A 15,549-nucleotide genomic window follows, 5' to 3' on the forward strand; every position below is an offset into this window, starting at 1 on the left:
GGCCGGCATGCGCGTGACACGGATCGGCGGGCCGACCGCTCTCGTCGAGTGGGACGGATGGCGGATCCTCACCGATCCGACGTTCGATCCGCCGGGTAGGACATACTCCTTCGCGCTCGGCACCACGTCGCGCAAGACGACGGGGCCGGCGCTGTCGCTCGACGACGTGGGAGACGTCGACGTCGTCCTCCTCAGCCATCACCACCACGCCGACAACCTCGACGACGCGGGTCGCGCCGGTCTCGCCCGGGCCACAACCGTGCTGACGACCGTCGCAGGCGCGAAGGCGACCTCCCACCCTGATGTACGCGGCCTCGCCGCCGGCGCTCAGACCACCCTGAGCGCCGAGGGCAAGCGGACGATCACCGTCGAGGCGACCCCGTGCCGCCACGGCGCGCCGCTCACGGGGCCCATCGTCGGTCCCGTCGTCGGCTTCGCCCTCACGATCGAGGGCCAGGCTCGGCCCGGACTCTGGATGACCGGCGACACCGTTCTGTACGGCGGGCTCCGTCGTGCCGCCGCCGCGCTCCGCCCCGACGTCGCGCTCGTCCACATCGGAGCGGTGAAGTTCCCGCTGACGGGTCCGCTCTCGTACACGATGGACGCAGCTGACGCCGTCGAGCTGATCGACCTGGCCGAGCCGGGCGTCGCGGTGCCGGTGCACGTCGAGGGCTGGAGCCACTTCTCGGAGCAGGAGGAGGCGGCAGCGCGCGTATTCGAGGCGGCGCCCGTCGAGGTGCGCAACCGCGTGCGCTGGGCGCCCCTGGGTGTGCCCGTCGACCTCGGCTGAGGCCGCGTCCGGAGCACAGGGACCGCCGAGCCGGCGCCGATAGACTTGGCGGCGACTTTGCGAGGAGCTCCCACCCATGACTGAAACGCCCGCGGCCGCGCCCGCCGACGCCCCCGAGCCGACCGAAGAGGACATCTTCGAGCAGAAGGCCGTGCGCTTGGCCAAGCGCGAGCGACTCATGGAGGAGCGGACGGATGCCTCGGGAGGCGCCTACCCGGTGAGTCTGCCGATCACCGACACGATCCCCGCGCTGCGGGCCCGCTTCGGCGATCTCGAACCCGGCGCCGAGACCGGCGAGACCGCCGCCGTCGCCGGACGCGTCGTGTCGAGCCGCAACACCGGCAAGCTCTGCTTCGCGACGCTGCAGGCCGGCGACGGGAGCCGCATCCAGGCCATGGTGTCGTTGGCCGCCGTCGGCGACGAGTCGCTGCAGCGCTGGAAGGACCTCGTCGACCTCGGCGACCATGTGTTCGTCCAGGGCGAGGTCATCTCGAGCCGCCGCGGCGAGCTGTCGATCATGGTGAGCGACTGGCGGATCGCGGCGAAGGCGATCCTCCCGCTGCCGAACCTCCACAACGAGCTGAGCGAGGAGAACCGCGTTCGCAGCCGCTTCCTCGACCTCATCGTGCGCGATCGCGCACGTGACACCGTGATCGCGCGGGCCAAGACCAACGCCAGCGTTCGCCAGACGTTCGCGAGCCACGGCTTCCTCGAGGTCGAGACGCCGATGCTCCAGGTGCAGCACGGCGGGGCATCCGCTCGTCCGTTCATCACGAACTCGAACGCGTTCGACGCGGACCTCTACCTGCGCATCGCCCCGGAGCTCTTCCTCAAGCGAGCTGTCGTGGGCGGCATCGACCGGGTGTTCGAGATCAACCGCAACTTCCGCAACGAGGGCGCCGACTCGACGCACAGCCCCGAGTTCGTGATGATCGAGGCCTATCAGGCGTACTCCGACTACAACGGCATCGCCGACCTCACGCAGGAGCTCATCCAGAACGCCGCCGTCGCCGTGACCGGTTCGACCCTCGTGACGTGGGCGGACGGCACCGAGTACGACCTGGGCGGTCAGTGGGAGCGCCTGTCGATGTACGGGTCGCTGTCGGAGGCGTCCGGCCGCGACGTCACGCCCGAGACGACGCTCGACGAGCTGCTCGCGTTCGCCGCCGACGTCGGCGTCGAGGTTCCGCCGCACGCGACCCACGGCAAGCTCGTCGAAGAGCTGTGGGAGCACTTCGTCAAGCCGGGCCTCACGCGTCCGACCTTCGTCATGGACTTCCCGATCGACACGAGCCCGCTCGTCCGCGAGCACCGCTCGATCCCCGGCGTCGTCGAGAAGTGGGACCTTTACACCCGGGGCTTCGAGCTCGCCACCGGATACTCCGAGCTCGTCGATCCGGTCATCCAGCGCGAACGGTTCGTCGAGCAGGCGAAGCTCGCCGCACGCGGCGACCTGGAGGCCATGCGGATCGACGAGGAGTTCCTGCGGGCGCTCGAGCACGGCATGCCGCCCACCGGCGGCATGGGCATGGGCATCGACCGACTGCTCATGGCCATCACCGGCCTCGGCATCCGCGAGACGATCCTCTTCCCGCTCGTCAAGTAGTCGCGTCACGACGCCTCCGCGCGCCCGGGTCGCCGGAACGCCCAGTCGGGCAGATGCCCGGCGAGCACGAACGATCGCACGATCTCGCTGAGTCCGTGCTCGGGTTCGATCTCGCACGCCTCGACGGCGTACACCTCGGCATGCGTCGACCGGCCGAGGGCCCACGACAGCCAGGCGCACATCGCCAGCGCACCGGGACGCGACGGCCGGGGCGCAGAAGCGGCGACGTGCCTCGTCAGCTGCAGCGCCCGCTCGAGGCGATCCGGATCCGGCCGATCGCCCTCGCCCCACAGCTGCATGGCGAGATGGACGGGGTACTCCTCGCCCGCCTCCCAGCGCAGCTGCGCGTCGAACGCCTCGTCGCCGTCGGCGACCGTGCCGCTCCACTGCACGAGCGCGACGTCGCGCAGCGCGGGGCGCGACAGGCACCACACGAGGGCGGCGGCGTCGTACGGAGCGAGGTCGGCGGGATCCCATGCGAGCGCTTCCTCGAACAGCGACGGCAGGTCGTCGAGATCGCAGACGGCGGCGAGCGCGGCGGGGTCGATCCGCGCCGACTCCGTGGTGGCGGATGCCTCGACCGCGCCTGAGGTCGCGGTCGAGTCTTCGCGGACGGACGCACGATCCGCTCGCCGTTCGACGGGGGGTCGACGTTCGTCGTCCCCGCAGAGCACCGACACCGCCCGCTCGAAGGCGACCAATGCCCGGCCGACGCGCTCGGTGCGGGCGAGATCGAGCGCCGGGAGCCCCGCGCCGGAAGCCTGATCCCCATCCGGCGTCGCCTCGCCGAGCACGGCCGACTCGAGATCGAGGTCGTCGAGAGGCCGGCCACCGGCCGGGCATTCGACGTCGAGCGCCGACCCCCAGCCGTCGCCGCCGACGCACAGCGCGTCGGTCAGGCCCAGGCCACAGGCGTGGGCCCGGCGCTCGAGCGCGCGGAACAGGTCGGCGTGCGGCATCCCCTCACCGTCCGAGAAGCCCGCGTCGGTGTAGGCGATCGCGGCGACGGCGTCGGCATCGGGAAGGCGGCACACCATGCCGATCACGGTCGCGGCGACCCGGTCGACGGCGTCCGGCTCGCCGTCCGGAAGGTCGAAGCGCATTGCGCCGATGCTGCGCGACCCTTCGAACGGGATCATGACGAGGCTGCGTGTAGGGACGTAGCCGAGCATGCGGGGGACGAGTGACAGGAATTCCGCGGCGCCCGCGGCCTTGACGATGGTGGTCATGGACGACGACTCTGGACGGGTTCGCCGACCGTGCGTCGCCCGGTCGCGCGATGTGGAGGATGCCCCGCTCCGCGCGCGGCTGGGGAGGAACCGCCGCACGGGGGGAGGTCGGGGCGGACGCCCGTCTCGCGAGGCGGCGGCCGCCGCAGCGGGCGAGCGGTCTCGCCGGTGAACCCGCGTATCCTGGAACCATGGACGATTACTGGGTCGCAGTCGTGTGGACGCTGCTTCCGACCGTCGTCGTCAGCCTGATCTTCTTCTACGTCATGCGCAGCGTGATCCGCGCCGACCGCAACGAGCGCCGCGAATACGCCCGCATCGAGGCGAAGGAGCGCGCGAAGCGCGGACTGCCGCCGGCCGCCGCATCCGGCGAAGCCCCCGCCGCCGCCGAGCACTGACGGTGACCCCCACTAAGGTGGGGCACACGCTGTCCGGGGAGCGCGAGGAGCACAGGTGATCACCGTCACGTTCGATCCGACGTGGTGGCTGGTGCTCGTCTTCATCACCGACACGATCATCCGCATCGCGGCGATCATCATCGTGCCCCGCAATCGGCGGCCGACCGCGGCCATGGCATGGCTGCTGGCGATCTACTTCATCCCGATCGTCGGCGTGTTCCTCTTCCTGCTGATCGGCAACCCGCGACTTCCCCGCAAACGCCGGCGCAAGCAGGAGCGCATCAACGACTACATCCACGACACGAGCGCATCGCTCGACTTCGGCACGCTCCGCCCGCACGCACCTGCGTGGTTCACATCGCTCGTGACGCTCAACCGCAACCTCGGCGCGATGCCGCTCGCCGGCGACAACGCGGCGCACATCATCGGCGACTACCAGGAGAGCCTGGACGCCATGGCCGACGCCATCCGCGCCGCGAAGCGCTACGTCCACATCGAGTTCTACATCTTCCAAGCGGATGCCTCGACCGACAACCTGTTCCGCGCCCTCGAAGAGGCGTGTGGCAGGGGCGTGGCGGTGCGGGTCCTCCTCGACCACTGGGCCAACCGCGGCAAGCCGTACTACAAGACCACCCTCAAGCGCCTCGACGCGATGGGCGCCGAATGGCACCTGATGCTCCCGGTGCAGCCGCTCAAGGGCAAGTACCAGCGCCCCGACCTGCGCAACCACCGCAAGCTCCTGGTGATCGACGGCCGCGTCGCGTTCACCGGATCGCAGAACGTGACCGACTCGACGTACAACCTGAAGAAGAACATCAAGCGCGGCCTTCACTGGGTCGACCTCATGGTGCGCATCGAAGGCCCGGTCGTGGCATCCGTCAACGCGGTCTTCCTGTCGGACTGGTACAGCGAGACCGACGAGATCCTCACGGATGAGATCGACCTGTTCGACGTCACCTCCGGGCCGGGCGATCTCGACTGCCAGATCGTGCCGTCCGGCCCCGGTTTCGAGTTCCAGAACAACCTCAAGCTGTTCGCCGGCCTGCTGTACGCGGCGCAGAACAAGATCATCGTCGTCAGCCCCTACTTCGTGCCCGACGAGGCACTGCTGCTCGCCATCACGACGGCGTGCCAGCGGGGGATCCACGTCGAGCTGTTCGTGTCCGAGGAAGGCGATCAGGCACTCGTCTACCACGCCCAGCGCAGCTACTACGAGGCGCTGCTGCGCGCCGGGGTGAAGATCTGGATGTACCAGCGGCCGTACATCCTTCACTCGAAGTCGATGACGATCGACGACGAGGTCGCCATCGTCGGGTCGAGCAACATGGACATGCGCTCCTTCGGTCTCAACATGGAGATCTCCATGCTCGTGCGCGGCGAGGAGTTCATCCGCGAGATGCGCGCGATCGAAGACGGCTACCGAGACCTCAGCCGCGAGCTCACCCTCGACGAGTGGGAGAAGCAGCCGCTGCGATCGACGGTTCTCGACAACCTCGCTCGGCTCACATCCGCGCTGCAGTAGCTCACCCGCACCGGGTGATTGTGACCTGTGCGTTACCGACCTCCCTGAGATTCTCGGGCCGGTTGCGACACCATAGTGCTGACGGATGCCTCCGGCCTGGGCATCCCGCTCGGTCCAGGAAGGTTCTCGCATGACCCCTCGCACTCGCACTCTGCTCGCAGGACTCGGCATCGCCGCGCTCCTCACCGGCGTTCTCACCGCCTGCGCCACCGGCTCCGGCGGTAGCCCGTCCACCGCTCCCACCACGTCGAGCGACGACGGCAACGACGACGGCGCCGCCGACCAGGAGGTCGGTGCGGCCTGGCTCGACGGTGGGCGCATGATCGGCATCGTCACCCAGGGCAGCTCCACCTGCATCCCCACCGCCGAGGAGGCGACTGTCGACGGCTCGGTGCTGAGCGTGACGCTGGTCGACCCCGAAGACGACAGCGCATGCACGATGGATCTCGTGCCGCGCGTCACGCTCGTCGGCGTCCCGGAGGGCGTCGACCCCACGCAGGACCTCGAGATCGAGGTGACCGGCGACGGCTGGAGTGGCGACACCGATCTCGAAGGCGTGCCCGGCCTCACCGGCGGCGGCGAGACCGACTACCTGCCCTCAGCCGGCTGGACCGACGTGGACGGACAGTTCGTCGTCCTCTCGTGGGGCTCGTCGTCGTGCGCCCCGGTCATCGAGAACACCGAGGCCACCAGCGCCACCGAGATCACCGTCACGTTCGTCACGCCGCCCGAGGATCAGGTCTGCACGATGGACATGGCCCCGCGCGCCGTGGTCACGTCGGTGCTCGAGGTCGAGGATGAGGACGCCGAGATCTTCGCCATCCTCACCGGCGCCGAGTTCGACAACGTCCGGATCCCGATCTACCCCAACTGACGCACGACCGACGGGATGCCTCGGCCGAGGCATCCCGTCGGTCCGCGTGGGCTCGCTGGCCGACCGCGCCGAGTCGTCGGCGCGCTGCGGGTCCTTTGGCGCGGTTGAGCCTGGGTTGTCCCCGTCTGCGGGCGTGTGGGGGTGAACCGGACGGGCTCAACCGCGGCGAGTTGCACGGGTCGCCGGCGGGCACAATCGCTTTGCCGCGGGTGAGCGTGCGTGGCCTTCCTCCACACCAGGAGTGGACGTGAGGCGAGCGAGCGAGGGCTGTGGACAACGGGAGGGATGCCTCGGCGCGGGGCACGCTGAGGGTGTGCCGCAGCCGATCCCAGCCCAGCTCGGCGCGAGCTTCTCGACTGCGGCGGCCCTTCTTGCCGGCGTGACGCCGTCTCGGCTGCGGGGCCGTGATCTCGAGCGGCCGTTCCACGGCGTGCGGGCCGTGCGGGCCGGTGACGCCCCGAGGGGCCCCGAGCGGCTGCTGCTCCACCGCGTGGGCCAGTACGCCGTGCGGATGACCGAGCACGAGTTCTTCACGCACGTCGCGGCCGCAGTCATCTGGGGCCTCCCGCTTCCTGTTCGCATGCTCGTGGGTCGGCCGCTCGACGTCGGCGTCTTCGCGCCGCGCCGGAACGCCGCAGGGCCTCGGACGAACGGTCATTCGGTGAAGCCCGGGCACGCTCACGTCGTCCGGCATCCGACTCTCGGTGTGCGAGTGACGACGCCGGCTTCCACATGGGCGATGCTGGCGGGTGACCTGCAGCTCTACGACCTCGTCGCGGTGGCGGACGCGGCCGTACGCGCTCCGATCCACGAGAGCGACGCGCGCGCGTTGACGACCGTCGAGCAGCTCCAGGCAGCGCTGGCGGCCGGTCGTCGCGTGGGGATCGCTCGACTACGGGCAGCGCTGCCCCTCGTGTGCGACCGTTCTGCATCTCGACCGGAGACCTGGCTCAGGCTCCTGTTGATCGACGCGGGCCTGCCGCCGACCTCCGTGAACCACGAAGTGATCGTGAACGGCAGGTGGCTCGCACGCGTCGACCTCGCGCTTCCCGACCTGCGCATTGCGATCGAGTACGAAGGCGAGCACCACCTCACCGACTCCGAGCAATGGCACCGCGACATCGCGCGCACGGAGCGGCTGATCGAAGCCGGCTGGCGCGTGATCCGGGTGACCAAGCGCGACGTGTTCGAGGAGCCCGGCCCCATGATCGACCGTGTCCGCCGCGCGATCCTGTCGGCCCAGCGCTGACCCGCCCCCAGCCACAGCCCCTCCTCGCCCGAGCCCCATCCCCAGCCCCGCCCACCGAGCCCCATCCCCAGCCCCTTTGCCTGAGCCCTTCCCAGCCCCAGCCCAAGCCCCAGCCCCTCCTCGCCCGAGCCCCTCCTCGCCCGAGGCCCTCCCTCGTCGCCCGAGCCACGACCTCGCCCGCCCTCGCGATGCCCTCGCGCGACCTCGACCGCGCCGAACGGCGTTCCCCGCGGCCCGGCCAGCGCCGAACGGCGCGGTCGAGCGGAGCTCAAGCATGTCGAACCGCGCCATGCGGTGGGTGGCGGGGCCAAGGTCCGCAACTCGGCGCGGTTGAACGAGGGGCCCGGGGCGCGAGAGGGCGCGAGAAGGGTGCGAGAAGGCGCGAGAAGGCGCGCGGGGCGAGATGGCACGAGTAGGCGCGAGAGGTGCGCGGGCTACGCGTCGGCGCGGACCAGCAGGTCGCCGATCTCGCATTCGAGCGCGCGGCAGATCGCCGAGAGCGTCGAATAGCGGATGGCGCGTGCCCGGTCGTTCTTGAGGATCGACAGGTTCACCACCGAGACGCCGACGAGCTCCGACAGGCGTGTCAGGGTCATGTCGCGCTCCTCGAGCAGTTCGTCGAGCCGGCAGTGGACCCCGCTCGGGCCCTCGTCTTCGGCAGGACTCATACGAGCCCTTCGGTGTCGCGCCGCAGGCGGTCGCCGACGGTGAAGACCAGGGTCGCGGTCGCCGCGGCGAACGCGATGAGAAAGAGGCCGGACACGTCGACCGTGCCGACCACGTTCGCGAAGGTGCTGTCGGAGATCTGCGCGAAGGCGCCGTTCGCCCCCATGTTGCCCAGACCGGGCACGACGGCGTAGGCGACGAGTCCCGTCATTCCCGCGGTCGTCACGAGCACGGTGTTGACCCGGCCGAAGATCCGCCCGCGCAGCATGTTCCAGGTCAGGCGCAGCAGACACGCCACGACGACCACGACGGCGAGCGCGGCGACCAGCGGCTGCGCGACGAGCGCCGCGACGGATGCCGCGGGCAGCTGCGGCGCGGTGATGTAGGCGGTGCTCAGCTGGACGGGGACGAGCGCGCCGCCGGGTCCGATCGGGGCGTCCGCCACGGTCCCGGCGAACTCGGCCAGCACAGGGACATCGGTGCCGGGGAGCACCTCTGCGATGCGGATCCACGCGGCGACGATGCTTCCCACCGCGATCGCGATGCCCGCCAGCATGAAGAAGATCATCGCCGCGGCGTCCGAACGGGAGATCGCGCGCCGGGTCGGCTGCGAAGCGGTCATCACACCAGTCCTTTCGTCTCATCCTGAAGGCGCTCGGCGAAGGAGATCACGGCCGCGACGGCGCCGAGCGCCAGGGCGGCCCAGACGGGCCAGAGGTCGATGGTCAGGGCGAACTCGGCATCCGGCCACGCGAAGGTGACCTCCGTGCTCGGTTCGCCGACCGCAGGGTAGTCGCCGGACACGCCGGACGCCCCGAAGACGAAGAAACCCGCGTGGTATGCGGCGGCCTGCGCCCACCACTGCCAGAGCACACCGAGCACCAAGACCGCGACGGAGAGCGTCCCGAAGGATTGCGCCAGCATCGGGGTCACGCCGCCTTCGCGTCGCAGCGAGTTCGCGAGCCTCGCGATGGTGAGGGCGACGGCGACGAAGAGCGCGGTGACCGCGATAGTCGCCAGTGTCGCGTAGATCCGGGTCTCCGGATCGGCTCCTTCGATCAACATCGTTCCCGACGTGAGACCGCCGCCCACGACGGAATCTGGATGGATGCCGAACACATCGAGGTTGGGGAGCATGACGGGCATGTACGGCGCGACCGACACCTCGTAGTTCGCCGCCGGCGCGAACCAGATCGACCCCACGTGGAACAGGGCCGTCGCGGTGAACAGGGCCGAGAGCACCCACGCAACCGCGGGCACGGCGCGCACGGCGAACGGGACCGCGGGAGAGGTCTGAGTGGCCACCTCGGGTGCTTCATCTTCGCCGGTCATACGAGCAGGTCCGCTTCTCGCTGCAGGCGCTCGCCATGCCGGAAGATCGCGCCCAGCGCGCCGAGGGCGAAGGCGGCGCCGATCGGCCAGAACGACACGCTCACCTGATAGACCCCCGCTGTCGTGACGTGTTCGCCCGGCACCGGGAAGAGCTCATTCGCCAGGATGGTGCGCCCGAGGCTGCCGAGCAGTTCTGCCCCGAGTCCGGCCATGAGAACCGCCACAGCACCTACGAACAGCCAGCGGGTCACGACTCGCGCGAACGGGACGCCCTTCAGCGCCTGGCTGCAGGCGATCGCGAGGATCAGCCCGGGCACGCCGATTGCGACCAGGGTCAGCAGGTCGGATGCGGCGAGGAGGGCGCGGATGCCGAGGTCGAGCCCTGCCACAGTGACGTCGGCGCTGTGGAAGTAGCCGCACACCAGCGTCGTCGCTGCGGCATCCACAGAAGTGATGTCTCCGCAGGTCCGCGTGTCGAGGAGATCAGCCACGACCGGAACGTCGGGGATCCACGTGTCACCGGGGCTCATCCATCTCCAGGAGGTGATGACGAGGTGCAGCGCGGTGAATGCGACCCAGATGCGCGCGATGGCCCCGGCCACATCGATGACCACCGCGGGGCTCTTGCGCCGACGGGCGTCCCACGCCACGAAGCCGATGAACGCGGCGGCAGCAAGCAGCCCGCCGGCGATGAGCAGCAGCGCTCCCGGCAGGTCCGGCCAGCCCATGCTCATGAAACGGTCCTGATCATCTGACGCACGTGCTCCATATCGATAGTCGTTATTATCGAAAAACGATATGCTCCCCGCCGGCCGGCGTCAAGGCATCCGCTGCGCTATGCCCCTGGCGAACAACGGCATGCGGCATCCGCCCGCTCGTTACCCTCGTTCTAAGGCGCGAAGGGCTCGGCAGACCCTCGATGCCCCGAAGGAGTTGAAGATGTTCGAGAGATTCACCGACCGTGCCCGTCGTGTGGTCGTCCTCGCCCAAGAAGAGGCGAAGATGCTCAACCACAACTACATCGGCACCGAGCACATCCTGCTCGGGCTGATCCACGAGGGCGAGGGGGTCGCCGCCAAGGCGCTCGAATCCCTCGGCATCTCGCTCGACGCCGTGCGCGAGCAGGTCCAGGACATCATCGGCCAGGGCCAGCAGCAGCCGACCGGGCACATCCCGTTCACCCCGCGCGCCAAGAAGGTGCTCGAGCTGTCGCTTCGCGAAGCGCTGCAGCTGGGCCACAACTACATCGGCACCGAGCACATCCTGCTCGGCCTCATCCGCGAGGGCGAGGGAGTCGCCGCCCAGGTGCTCGTGAAGCTCGGCGCCGACCTCAACAAGGTGCGCCAGCAGGTCATCCAGCTGCTCTCGGGCTACCAGGGCAAGGAGCCGGCCGCCGTCAGCGGCGCCGCGCACGAGGGTCAGCAAGCCGCGCAGGGCGGGTCGGCCGTGCTCGACCAGTTCGGCCGCAACCTCACCCAGGCCGCGCGCGACAACAAGCTCGACCCCGTCATCGGGCGCGAGAAGGAGATCGAGCGGGTCATGCAGATCCTCTCGCGCCGCTCGAAGAACAACCCCGTCCTCATCGGCGAGCCCGGCGTCGGCAAGACCGCCGTCGTCGAGGGTCTCGCTCAGGCGATCGTGAAGAACGACGTGCCCGAGACGCTGAAGGACAAGCAGGTCTACTCCCTCGACCTCGGCTCGCTCATCGCCGGATCCCGCTACCGCGGTGACTTCGAGGAGCGCCTCAAGAAGGTCACCAAGGAGATCCGCACGCGCGGCGACATCATCGTCTTCATCGACGAGATCCACACCCTCGTGGGTGCCGGTGCCGCCGAGGGCGCGATCGACGCCGCGTCGATCCTCAAGCCCCTTCTCGCGCGTGGCGAGCTCCAGACGATCGGCGCGACCACGCTCGACGAGTACCGCAAGCACTTCGAGAAGGATGCCGCGCTCGAGCGCCGCTTCCAGCCGATCCAGGTGGCCGAGCCGAGCCTGCCCCACGCGATCAACATCCTCAAGGGGCTGCGCGACCGCTACGAGGCGCACCACAAGGTGCAGATCACCGACGGCGCGATCGTCGCCGCCGCGAATCTCGCCGACCGCTACATCTCGGACCGGTTCCTCCCCGACAAGGCCATCGACCTGATCGACGAGGCCGGCGCCCGCCTGCGTCTGTCGATCCTGTCGTCGCCGCCCGAGCTGCGCGAGTTCGACGAGAAGATCGCCAACGTGCGCGAGCAGAAGGAAGTCGCCTCCGAGGAGCAGGACTTCGAGAAGGCCGCCTCGCTCCGCGACGAGGAGAAGTCGCTCCTCGCGGAGCGCCTGCGCCTCGAGAAGCAGTGGCGCTCGGGGGACGTCGCGTCGCACGCGGTCGTCGACGAGGGTCTGATCGCCGAGGTGCTCGCGCAGGCCACCGGCATCCCGGTGTTCAAGCTCACCGAGGAGGAGTCGAGCCGCCTCGTCTTCATGGAGAAGGCGCTGCACCAGCGTGTCATCGGCCAGGAGGAGGCGATCGCCGCCCTCTCGAAGACGATCCGCCGTCAGCGCGCGGGGCTCAAGGACCCGAAGCGCCCGTCGGGCTCGTTCATCTTCGCCGGCCCCACGGGCGTCGGAAAGACCGAGCTCGCCAAGGCCCTCGCGGAGTTCCTCTTCGACGACGAGGCAGCGCTGATCTCGCTCGACATGTCGGAGTTCGGAGAGAAGCACACCGTCTCGCGTCTGTTCGGCGCCCCTCCCGGATTCGTCGGATTCGAAGAGGGCGGTCAGCTCACCGAGAAGGTGCGCCGCAAGCCGTTCTCGGTCGTGCTCTTCGACGAGATCGAGAAGGCGCACCCCGACATCTTCAACTCGCTCCTGCAGATCCTCGAAGAGGGTCGTCTGACCGACGGTCAGGGCCGAGTGGTCGACTTCAAGAACACGGTCATCATCATGACCACCAACCTGGGCGCGCGCGACATCGCGGGCGGCCCGGTCGGGTTCCAGGTCGAGGGCGACACCGCGACGTCGTACGACCGCATGAAGGGCAAGGTGCAGGAAGAGCTCAAGCGGCACTTCAAGCCCGAGTTCCTCAACCGCGTCGACGACATCATCGTCTTCCCGCAGCTGTCGAAGCCCGAGCTGATCCAGATCGTGGACCTGTTCACCAAGCGCCTCGGCACCCGCCTGCTCGACCGCGACATGACGATCGAGCTGTCGCAGTCAGCGAAGGAGCGTCTCATCGAGATCGGGTTCGACCCCGCCCTCGGTGCCCGTCCGCTCCGCCGCGCCATGCAGCGCGAGGTGGAGGACCGCCTCTCCGAGAAGATCCTCCACGGCGAGCTGAACTCCGGCGACCACGTGAAGGTCGACGCCGAGAACGGCGAGTTCATCTTCGAGAACGGGCCTCGGGGCGACAAGGTCGCCGTCGGCGTCGTGCACAACGGCGAGATCGCCGCGACGCCCGACCTGGCGATCACGTCGGACTGACCTCAGCGGGCCGTACCGGCCCCTGACAGAGCGAAGAGCGGATGCCCCGGCATCCGCTCTTCGTCGTCTCCCACCGCGCATGGGCGAGCCCGGTGAAAGCGGCGGGACATATCGCCCGAGAACGATCGCGGCAGGCGCTGCGGCGAGAATTCCGCCCGCCGCTTTGACAAGCCGGGTCGGGCTCTACGCTTGATGGATGAGCGAGATCATGGTGCGGCCGGCGCGCACGCGCGACGTGCGCGGCATCCAGGCGATCCTCGAGCCGTTCGTCCAGCGCCGCATCCTGCTCGGCAAGGACCTGGTCGTGCTCTACGAGGCCACCCAGCAGTTCGTCGTCGCCGAAGATCCCGACGGCAACCTCGTCGGCTGCGGCGCCCTCCACGTCATGTGGGAGGACCTCGGCGAGATCCGCACGCTGATCGTCGTCGACGAGTGGCTGCACCACGGAGTCGGGCGCGCGATCGTGGAAGCGCTCGAGTCCCAGGCGCGGACGCTCGGGCTGACGCGTCTGTTCTGCCTCACGTTCGAGGTCGACTTCTTCACCCGCCGCGGCTTCTCGCCGATCGGCGAGCAGGTGGTCGATCCCGACGTCTATTCGCAGCTCATCCGCTCACCCGACGAGGGTGTCGCCGAGTTCCTCGACCTCGCCCACGTGAAGCCCAACACGCTGGGCAACACGAGGATGATCAAGGACCTGTAGAGCGGATGCCGCGCCGACTCAGTCGAACAGGTCGCTGAGCCAGTGCTCCTTCTTCTTGCGGCGGTTGTGACCCTGGTCGTACCCCTGCTGCCCGTACCGCGGGTCGTACTGCTGCCCGTACGGGTCCTGCGCCGGCGGAGCGAAGCGCTGGTCGGTCGGCGCGTAGCCGGGCTGCGCGCCGTACGACGGCGCAGCGGCGGGCGCCGCCGGGCCGGACTCGCGAGCCGCGCGCTCGAGGATCTTGTCGAGCTCGCCTCGGTCGAGCCAGACGCCGCGACACGTGGGGCAGTAGTCGATCTCCACGCCCGAGCGCTCGCTCATCACGAGCACGGAACCGTCGGTGGGGCACTTCATGGGGTCCTCCTGGGAGTCTCGTCGACCCTATCGACCGCATTCCCGGTGTCGGCTGTGAACGCCCGGCGCGGGCGCGCCGACCCGGTGGGAGGGATGCCGCCGCCTACCCTGGTCTCATGACCGGCCAGCCCCCGCGCAGACGGCACTCCCCGGCGGTGTACCGACGCCGCCGGCTCGTGCTGCTGCTGGCGATCCTCGCGATCGTGGCCGGGGTCGTGTGGCTCCTGGTGGCGCAGCCCTGGAGCGGTTCGGCGAACGAGGGCGCTGCGGATCCTCAGACGAGTCAGACCCCGAGCGGCTCCGGTTCGCTCCCCGTCCCGTCCTCCGAGCCGACGCCGAGCGCCACCGCCGAGTCGGAAGACGGCGCCGCGACCGCGTCGCCCCGCCCGTCTCCGTCGGGCACGCCGTCAGCCGAACCCTGCGTCGCCACCGACATCGACGTCGAGGCGATCACGACCCAGGACTCGTACTCCGCCGACCAGTCCCCGGCGTTCTCCATCCGCCTGACCAACACCGGCTCGACGGATTGCACGTTCAACGTCGGCACGAGCGGTCAGGCCTTCACCGTGACCAGCGGGAGCGACACCTGGTGGCGATCGACCGACTGCCAGAGCGAGCCCAGCGACATGATCGTGCTCCTCACCGCGGGTCAGACCGTCACGAGTTCGGCGCCGCTCACCTGGGACCGCACGCGCTCGGCTGTCGGCACATGCGACGACGACACGCGCCCGCGTGCGCCGGGCGGGGGATCGTCGTACCATCTCGCCGTCGAGATCGGCGGCGTCGCCTCGACCGACACGGCTCAGTTCCTGCTCTACTGACGATCCGCAGCGCGCGTGGGGGAGCACCCGCGGGGAACATTCGCGCGGAGCGATGGACACTCGCGGCGCCGGCCGCCGACAGCTGCACGGGAACAGAAAAGGCCCCCGGGGTTGGGGACTCCCGGGGGCCTGCCATCGTCGAGCAATTCGAGCACACCCCATGGCGCGCGATACTCGACAATGAAGAGAGAGTGCTGGGGACACTGCTCTCGGAGGTGCTGGGGACACCTCGTGTACCAGGTTACGTGGATTGGTTGGACCTTGTCTGTCCCCACTTTGGTGGACAAATCCCGTGGAATCGTCGCGTTTGGGCCAAAATCTGTCCCCCAATTGGGGGACAGACCCTGCGACACGCCAGGCGTAGCCTGAAGGCTAGCTCCCGTGGACCCGGCTCGACGCTGTCCCCCAGCAGCAGACTCGACCCCCAACGAGCAGACGAGCCGCCGGCGAGCAGTAGGCCCTCTCGAGCCACCGCCTCGGCGGGCGGCGCGGGGGGGCCGCTTGGCTTTTTCCTGCCTGACGCCCTGATCCTCGCGTAAGTGC

Annotated in this window: 15 protein-coding genes; 9 read left to right on the forward strand and 6 right to left on the reverse strand. The window is 69.4% G+C overall.

The window, feature by feature from the left end:
• The first annotated feature begins 7 nt into the window (after window positions 1-7).
• A complete protein-coding gene (locus EER34_RS07355; RefSeq protein ID WP_127473847.1) occupies window positions 8-790 on the forward strand; it encodes an MBL fold metallo-hydrolase in 783 nt (260 codons plus the stop codon).
• Window positions 791-866: 76 nt separating this feature from the next.
• Entirely contained in the window at window positions 867-2,396 is a 1,530-nt protein-coding gene (gene lysS, locus EER34_RS07360; RefSeq protein WP_127473848.1) for a lysine--tRNA ligase, read from the forward strand.
• A gap of 5 nt (window positions 2,397-2,401) precedes the next feature.
• Here lysS and EER34_RS07365 read toward each other — a convergent pair whose 3' ends face one another.
• Window positions 2,402-3,625, reverse strand: a complete 1,224-nt coding sequence (locus EER34_RS07365) for a DUF4192 family protein (protein WP_127473849.1) — start codon at window positions 3,623-3,625, stop codon at window positions 2,402-2,404.
• Window positions 3,626-3,816: 191 nt separating this feature from the next.
• Between EER34_RS07365 and EER34_RS07370 the strand changes: the two genes are divergently transcribed.
• The 4 genes from EER34_RS07370 to EER34_RS07385 all read left to right on the forward strand — a co-directional run bounded on the left by EER34_RS07370 (window position 3,817) and on the right by EER34_RS07385 (window position 7,668).
• A complete protein-coding gene (locus tag EER34_RS07370; RefSeq protein ID WP_127473850.1) occupies window positions 3,817-4,023 on the forward strand; it encodes a hypothetical protein in 207 nt (68 codons plus the stop codon).
• A 55-nt stretch (window positions 4,024-4,078) separates the two neighbouring features.
• Window positions 4,079-5,545 carry a cardiolipin synthase gene (gene cls / locus EER34_RS07375; RefSeq protein WP_127473851.1) on the forward strand — a complete coding sequence of 489 codons (1,467 nt, stop codon included), beginning with the start codon at window positions 4,079-4,081 and terminating at the stop codon, window positions 5,543-5,545.
• 130 nt (window positions 5,546-5,675) lie between these two features.
• A complete protein-coding gene (locus EER34_RS07380) occupies window positions 5,676-6,419 on the forward strand; it encodes a hypothetical protein (RefSeq protein WP_127473852.1) in 744 nt (247 codons plus the stop codon).
• A gap of 313 nt (window positions 6,420-6,732) precedes the next feature.
• Entirely contained in the window at window positions 6,733-7,668 is a 936-nt protein-coding gene (locus EER34_RS07385) for an endonuclease domain-containing protein (RefSeq protein WP_127473853.1), read from the forward strand.
• Between the two features lie 434 nt (window positions 7,669-8,102).
• On the opposite strand, the gene EER34_RS07390 is transcribed toward EER34_RS07385, so the two are convergent.
• From EER34_RS07390 to EER34_RS07405, 4 genes are read right to left on the reverse strand one after another with little or no spacing between them, the layout of a single operon-like run.
• Window positions 8,103-8,336 (reverse strand): helix-turn-helix domain-containing protein, encoded by a 234-nt coding sequence (locus EER34_RS07390; protein ID WP_127473854.1) that lies wholly within the window; start codon window positions 8,334-8,336, stop codon window positions 8,103-8,105.
• Entirely contained in the window at window positions 8,333-8,956 is a 624-nt protein-coding gene (locus EER34_RS07395) for a hypothetical protein (RefSeq protein ID WP_127473855.1), read from the reverse strand. The genes EER34_RS07390 and EER34_RS07395 overlap by 4 nt, the downstream gene beginning before the upstream one ends.
• On the reverse strand, window positions 8,956-9,639 hold the full coding sequence (locus tag EER34_RS07400; RefSeq protein WP_127473856.1) for a hypothetical protein: 684 nt from the start codon (window positions 9,637-9,639) through the stop codon (window positions 8,956-8,958). Before EER34_RS07400 ends, EER34_RS07395 begins: the two co-directional genes overlap by 1 nt.
• A 23-nt stretch (window positions 9,640-9,662) precedes the next feature.
• On the reverse strand, window positions 9,663-10,400 hold the full coding sequence (locus EER34_RS07405; RefSeq protein WP_127473857.1) for a hypothetical protein: 738 nt from the start codon (window positions 10,398-10,400) through the stop codon (window positions 9,663-9,665).
• A gap of 205 nt (window positions 10,401-10,605) precedes the next feature.
• Between EER34_RS07405 and EER34_RS07410 the strand changes: the two genes are divergently transcribed.
• Together EER34_RS07410 and EER34_RS07415 are read left to right on the forward strand one after the other, a co-directional pair.
• Entirely contained in the window at window positions 10,606-13,131 is a 2,526-nt protein-coding gene (locus EER34_RS07410) for an ATP-dependent Clp protease ATP-binding subunit (protein ID WP_127473858.1), read from the forward strand.
• Window positions 13,132-13,327: 196 nt separating this feature from the next.
• Complete coding sequence (locus EER34_RS07415; protein WP_127473859.1) at window positions 13,328-13,831, forward strand: amino-acid N-acetyltransferase; 504 nt, start codon at window positions 13,328-13,330, stop codon at window positions 13,829-13,831.
• A gap of 18 nt (window positions 13,832-13,849) precedes the next feature.
• Here the strand turns inward: EER34_RS07415 and EER34_RS07420 are convergent, their stop codons facing one another.
• On the reverse strand, window positions 13,850-14,185 hold the full coding sequence (locus EER34_RS07420; RefSeq protein ID WP_127473860.1) for a TFIIB-type zinc ribbon-containing protein: 336 nt from the start codon (window positions 14,183-14,185) through the stop codon (window positions 13,850-13,852).
• A gap of 116 nt (window positions 14,186-14,301) precedes the next feature.
• Between EER34_RS07420 and EER34_RS07425 the strand changes: the two genes are divergently transcribed.
• Window positions 14,302-15,006: a hypothetical protein gene (locus EER34_RS07425; protein WP_205791401.1), complete on the forward strand. Its 705-nt coding sequence runs from the start codon at window positions 14,302-14,304 to the stop codon at window positions 15,004-15,006.
• Window positions 15,007-15,549: the final 543 nt, after the last annotated feature.

The organism is Microbacterium sulfonylureivorans (assembly GCF_003999995.1).
GTDB classification, from domain to species: domain Bacteria; phylum Actinomycetota; class Actinomycetes; order Actinomycetales; family Microbacteriaceae; genus Microbacterium; species Microbacterium sulfonylureivorans.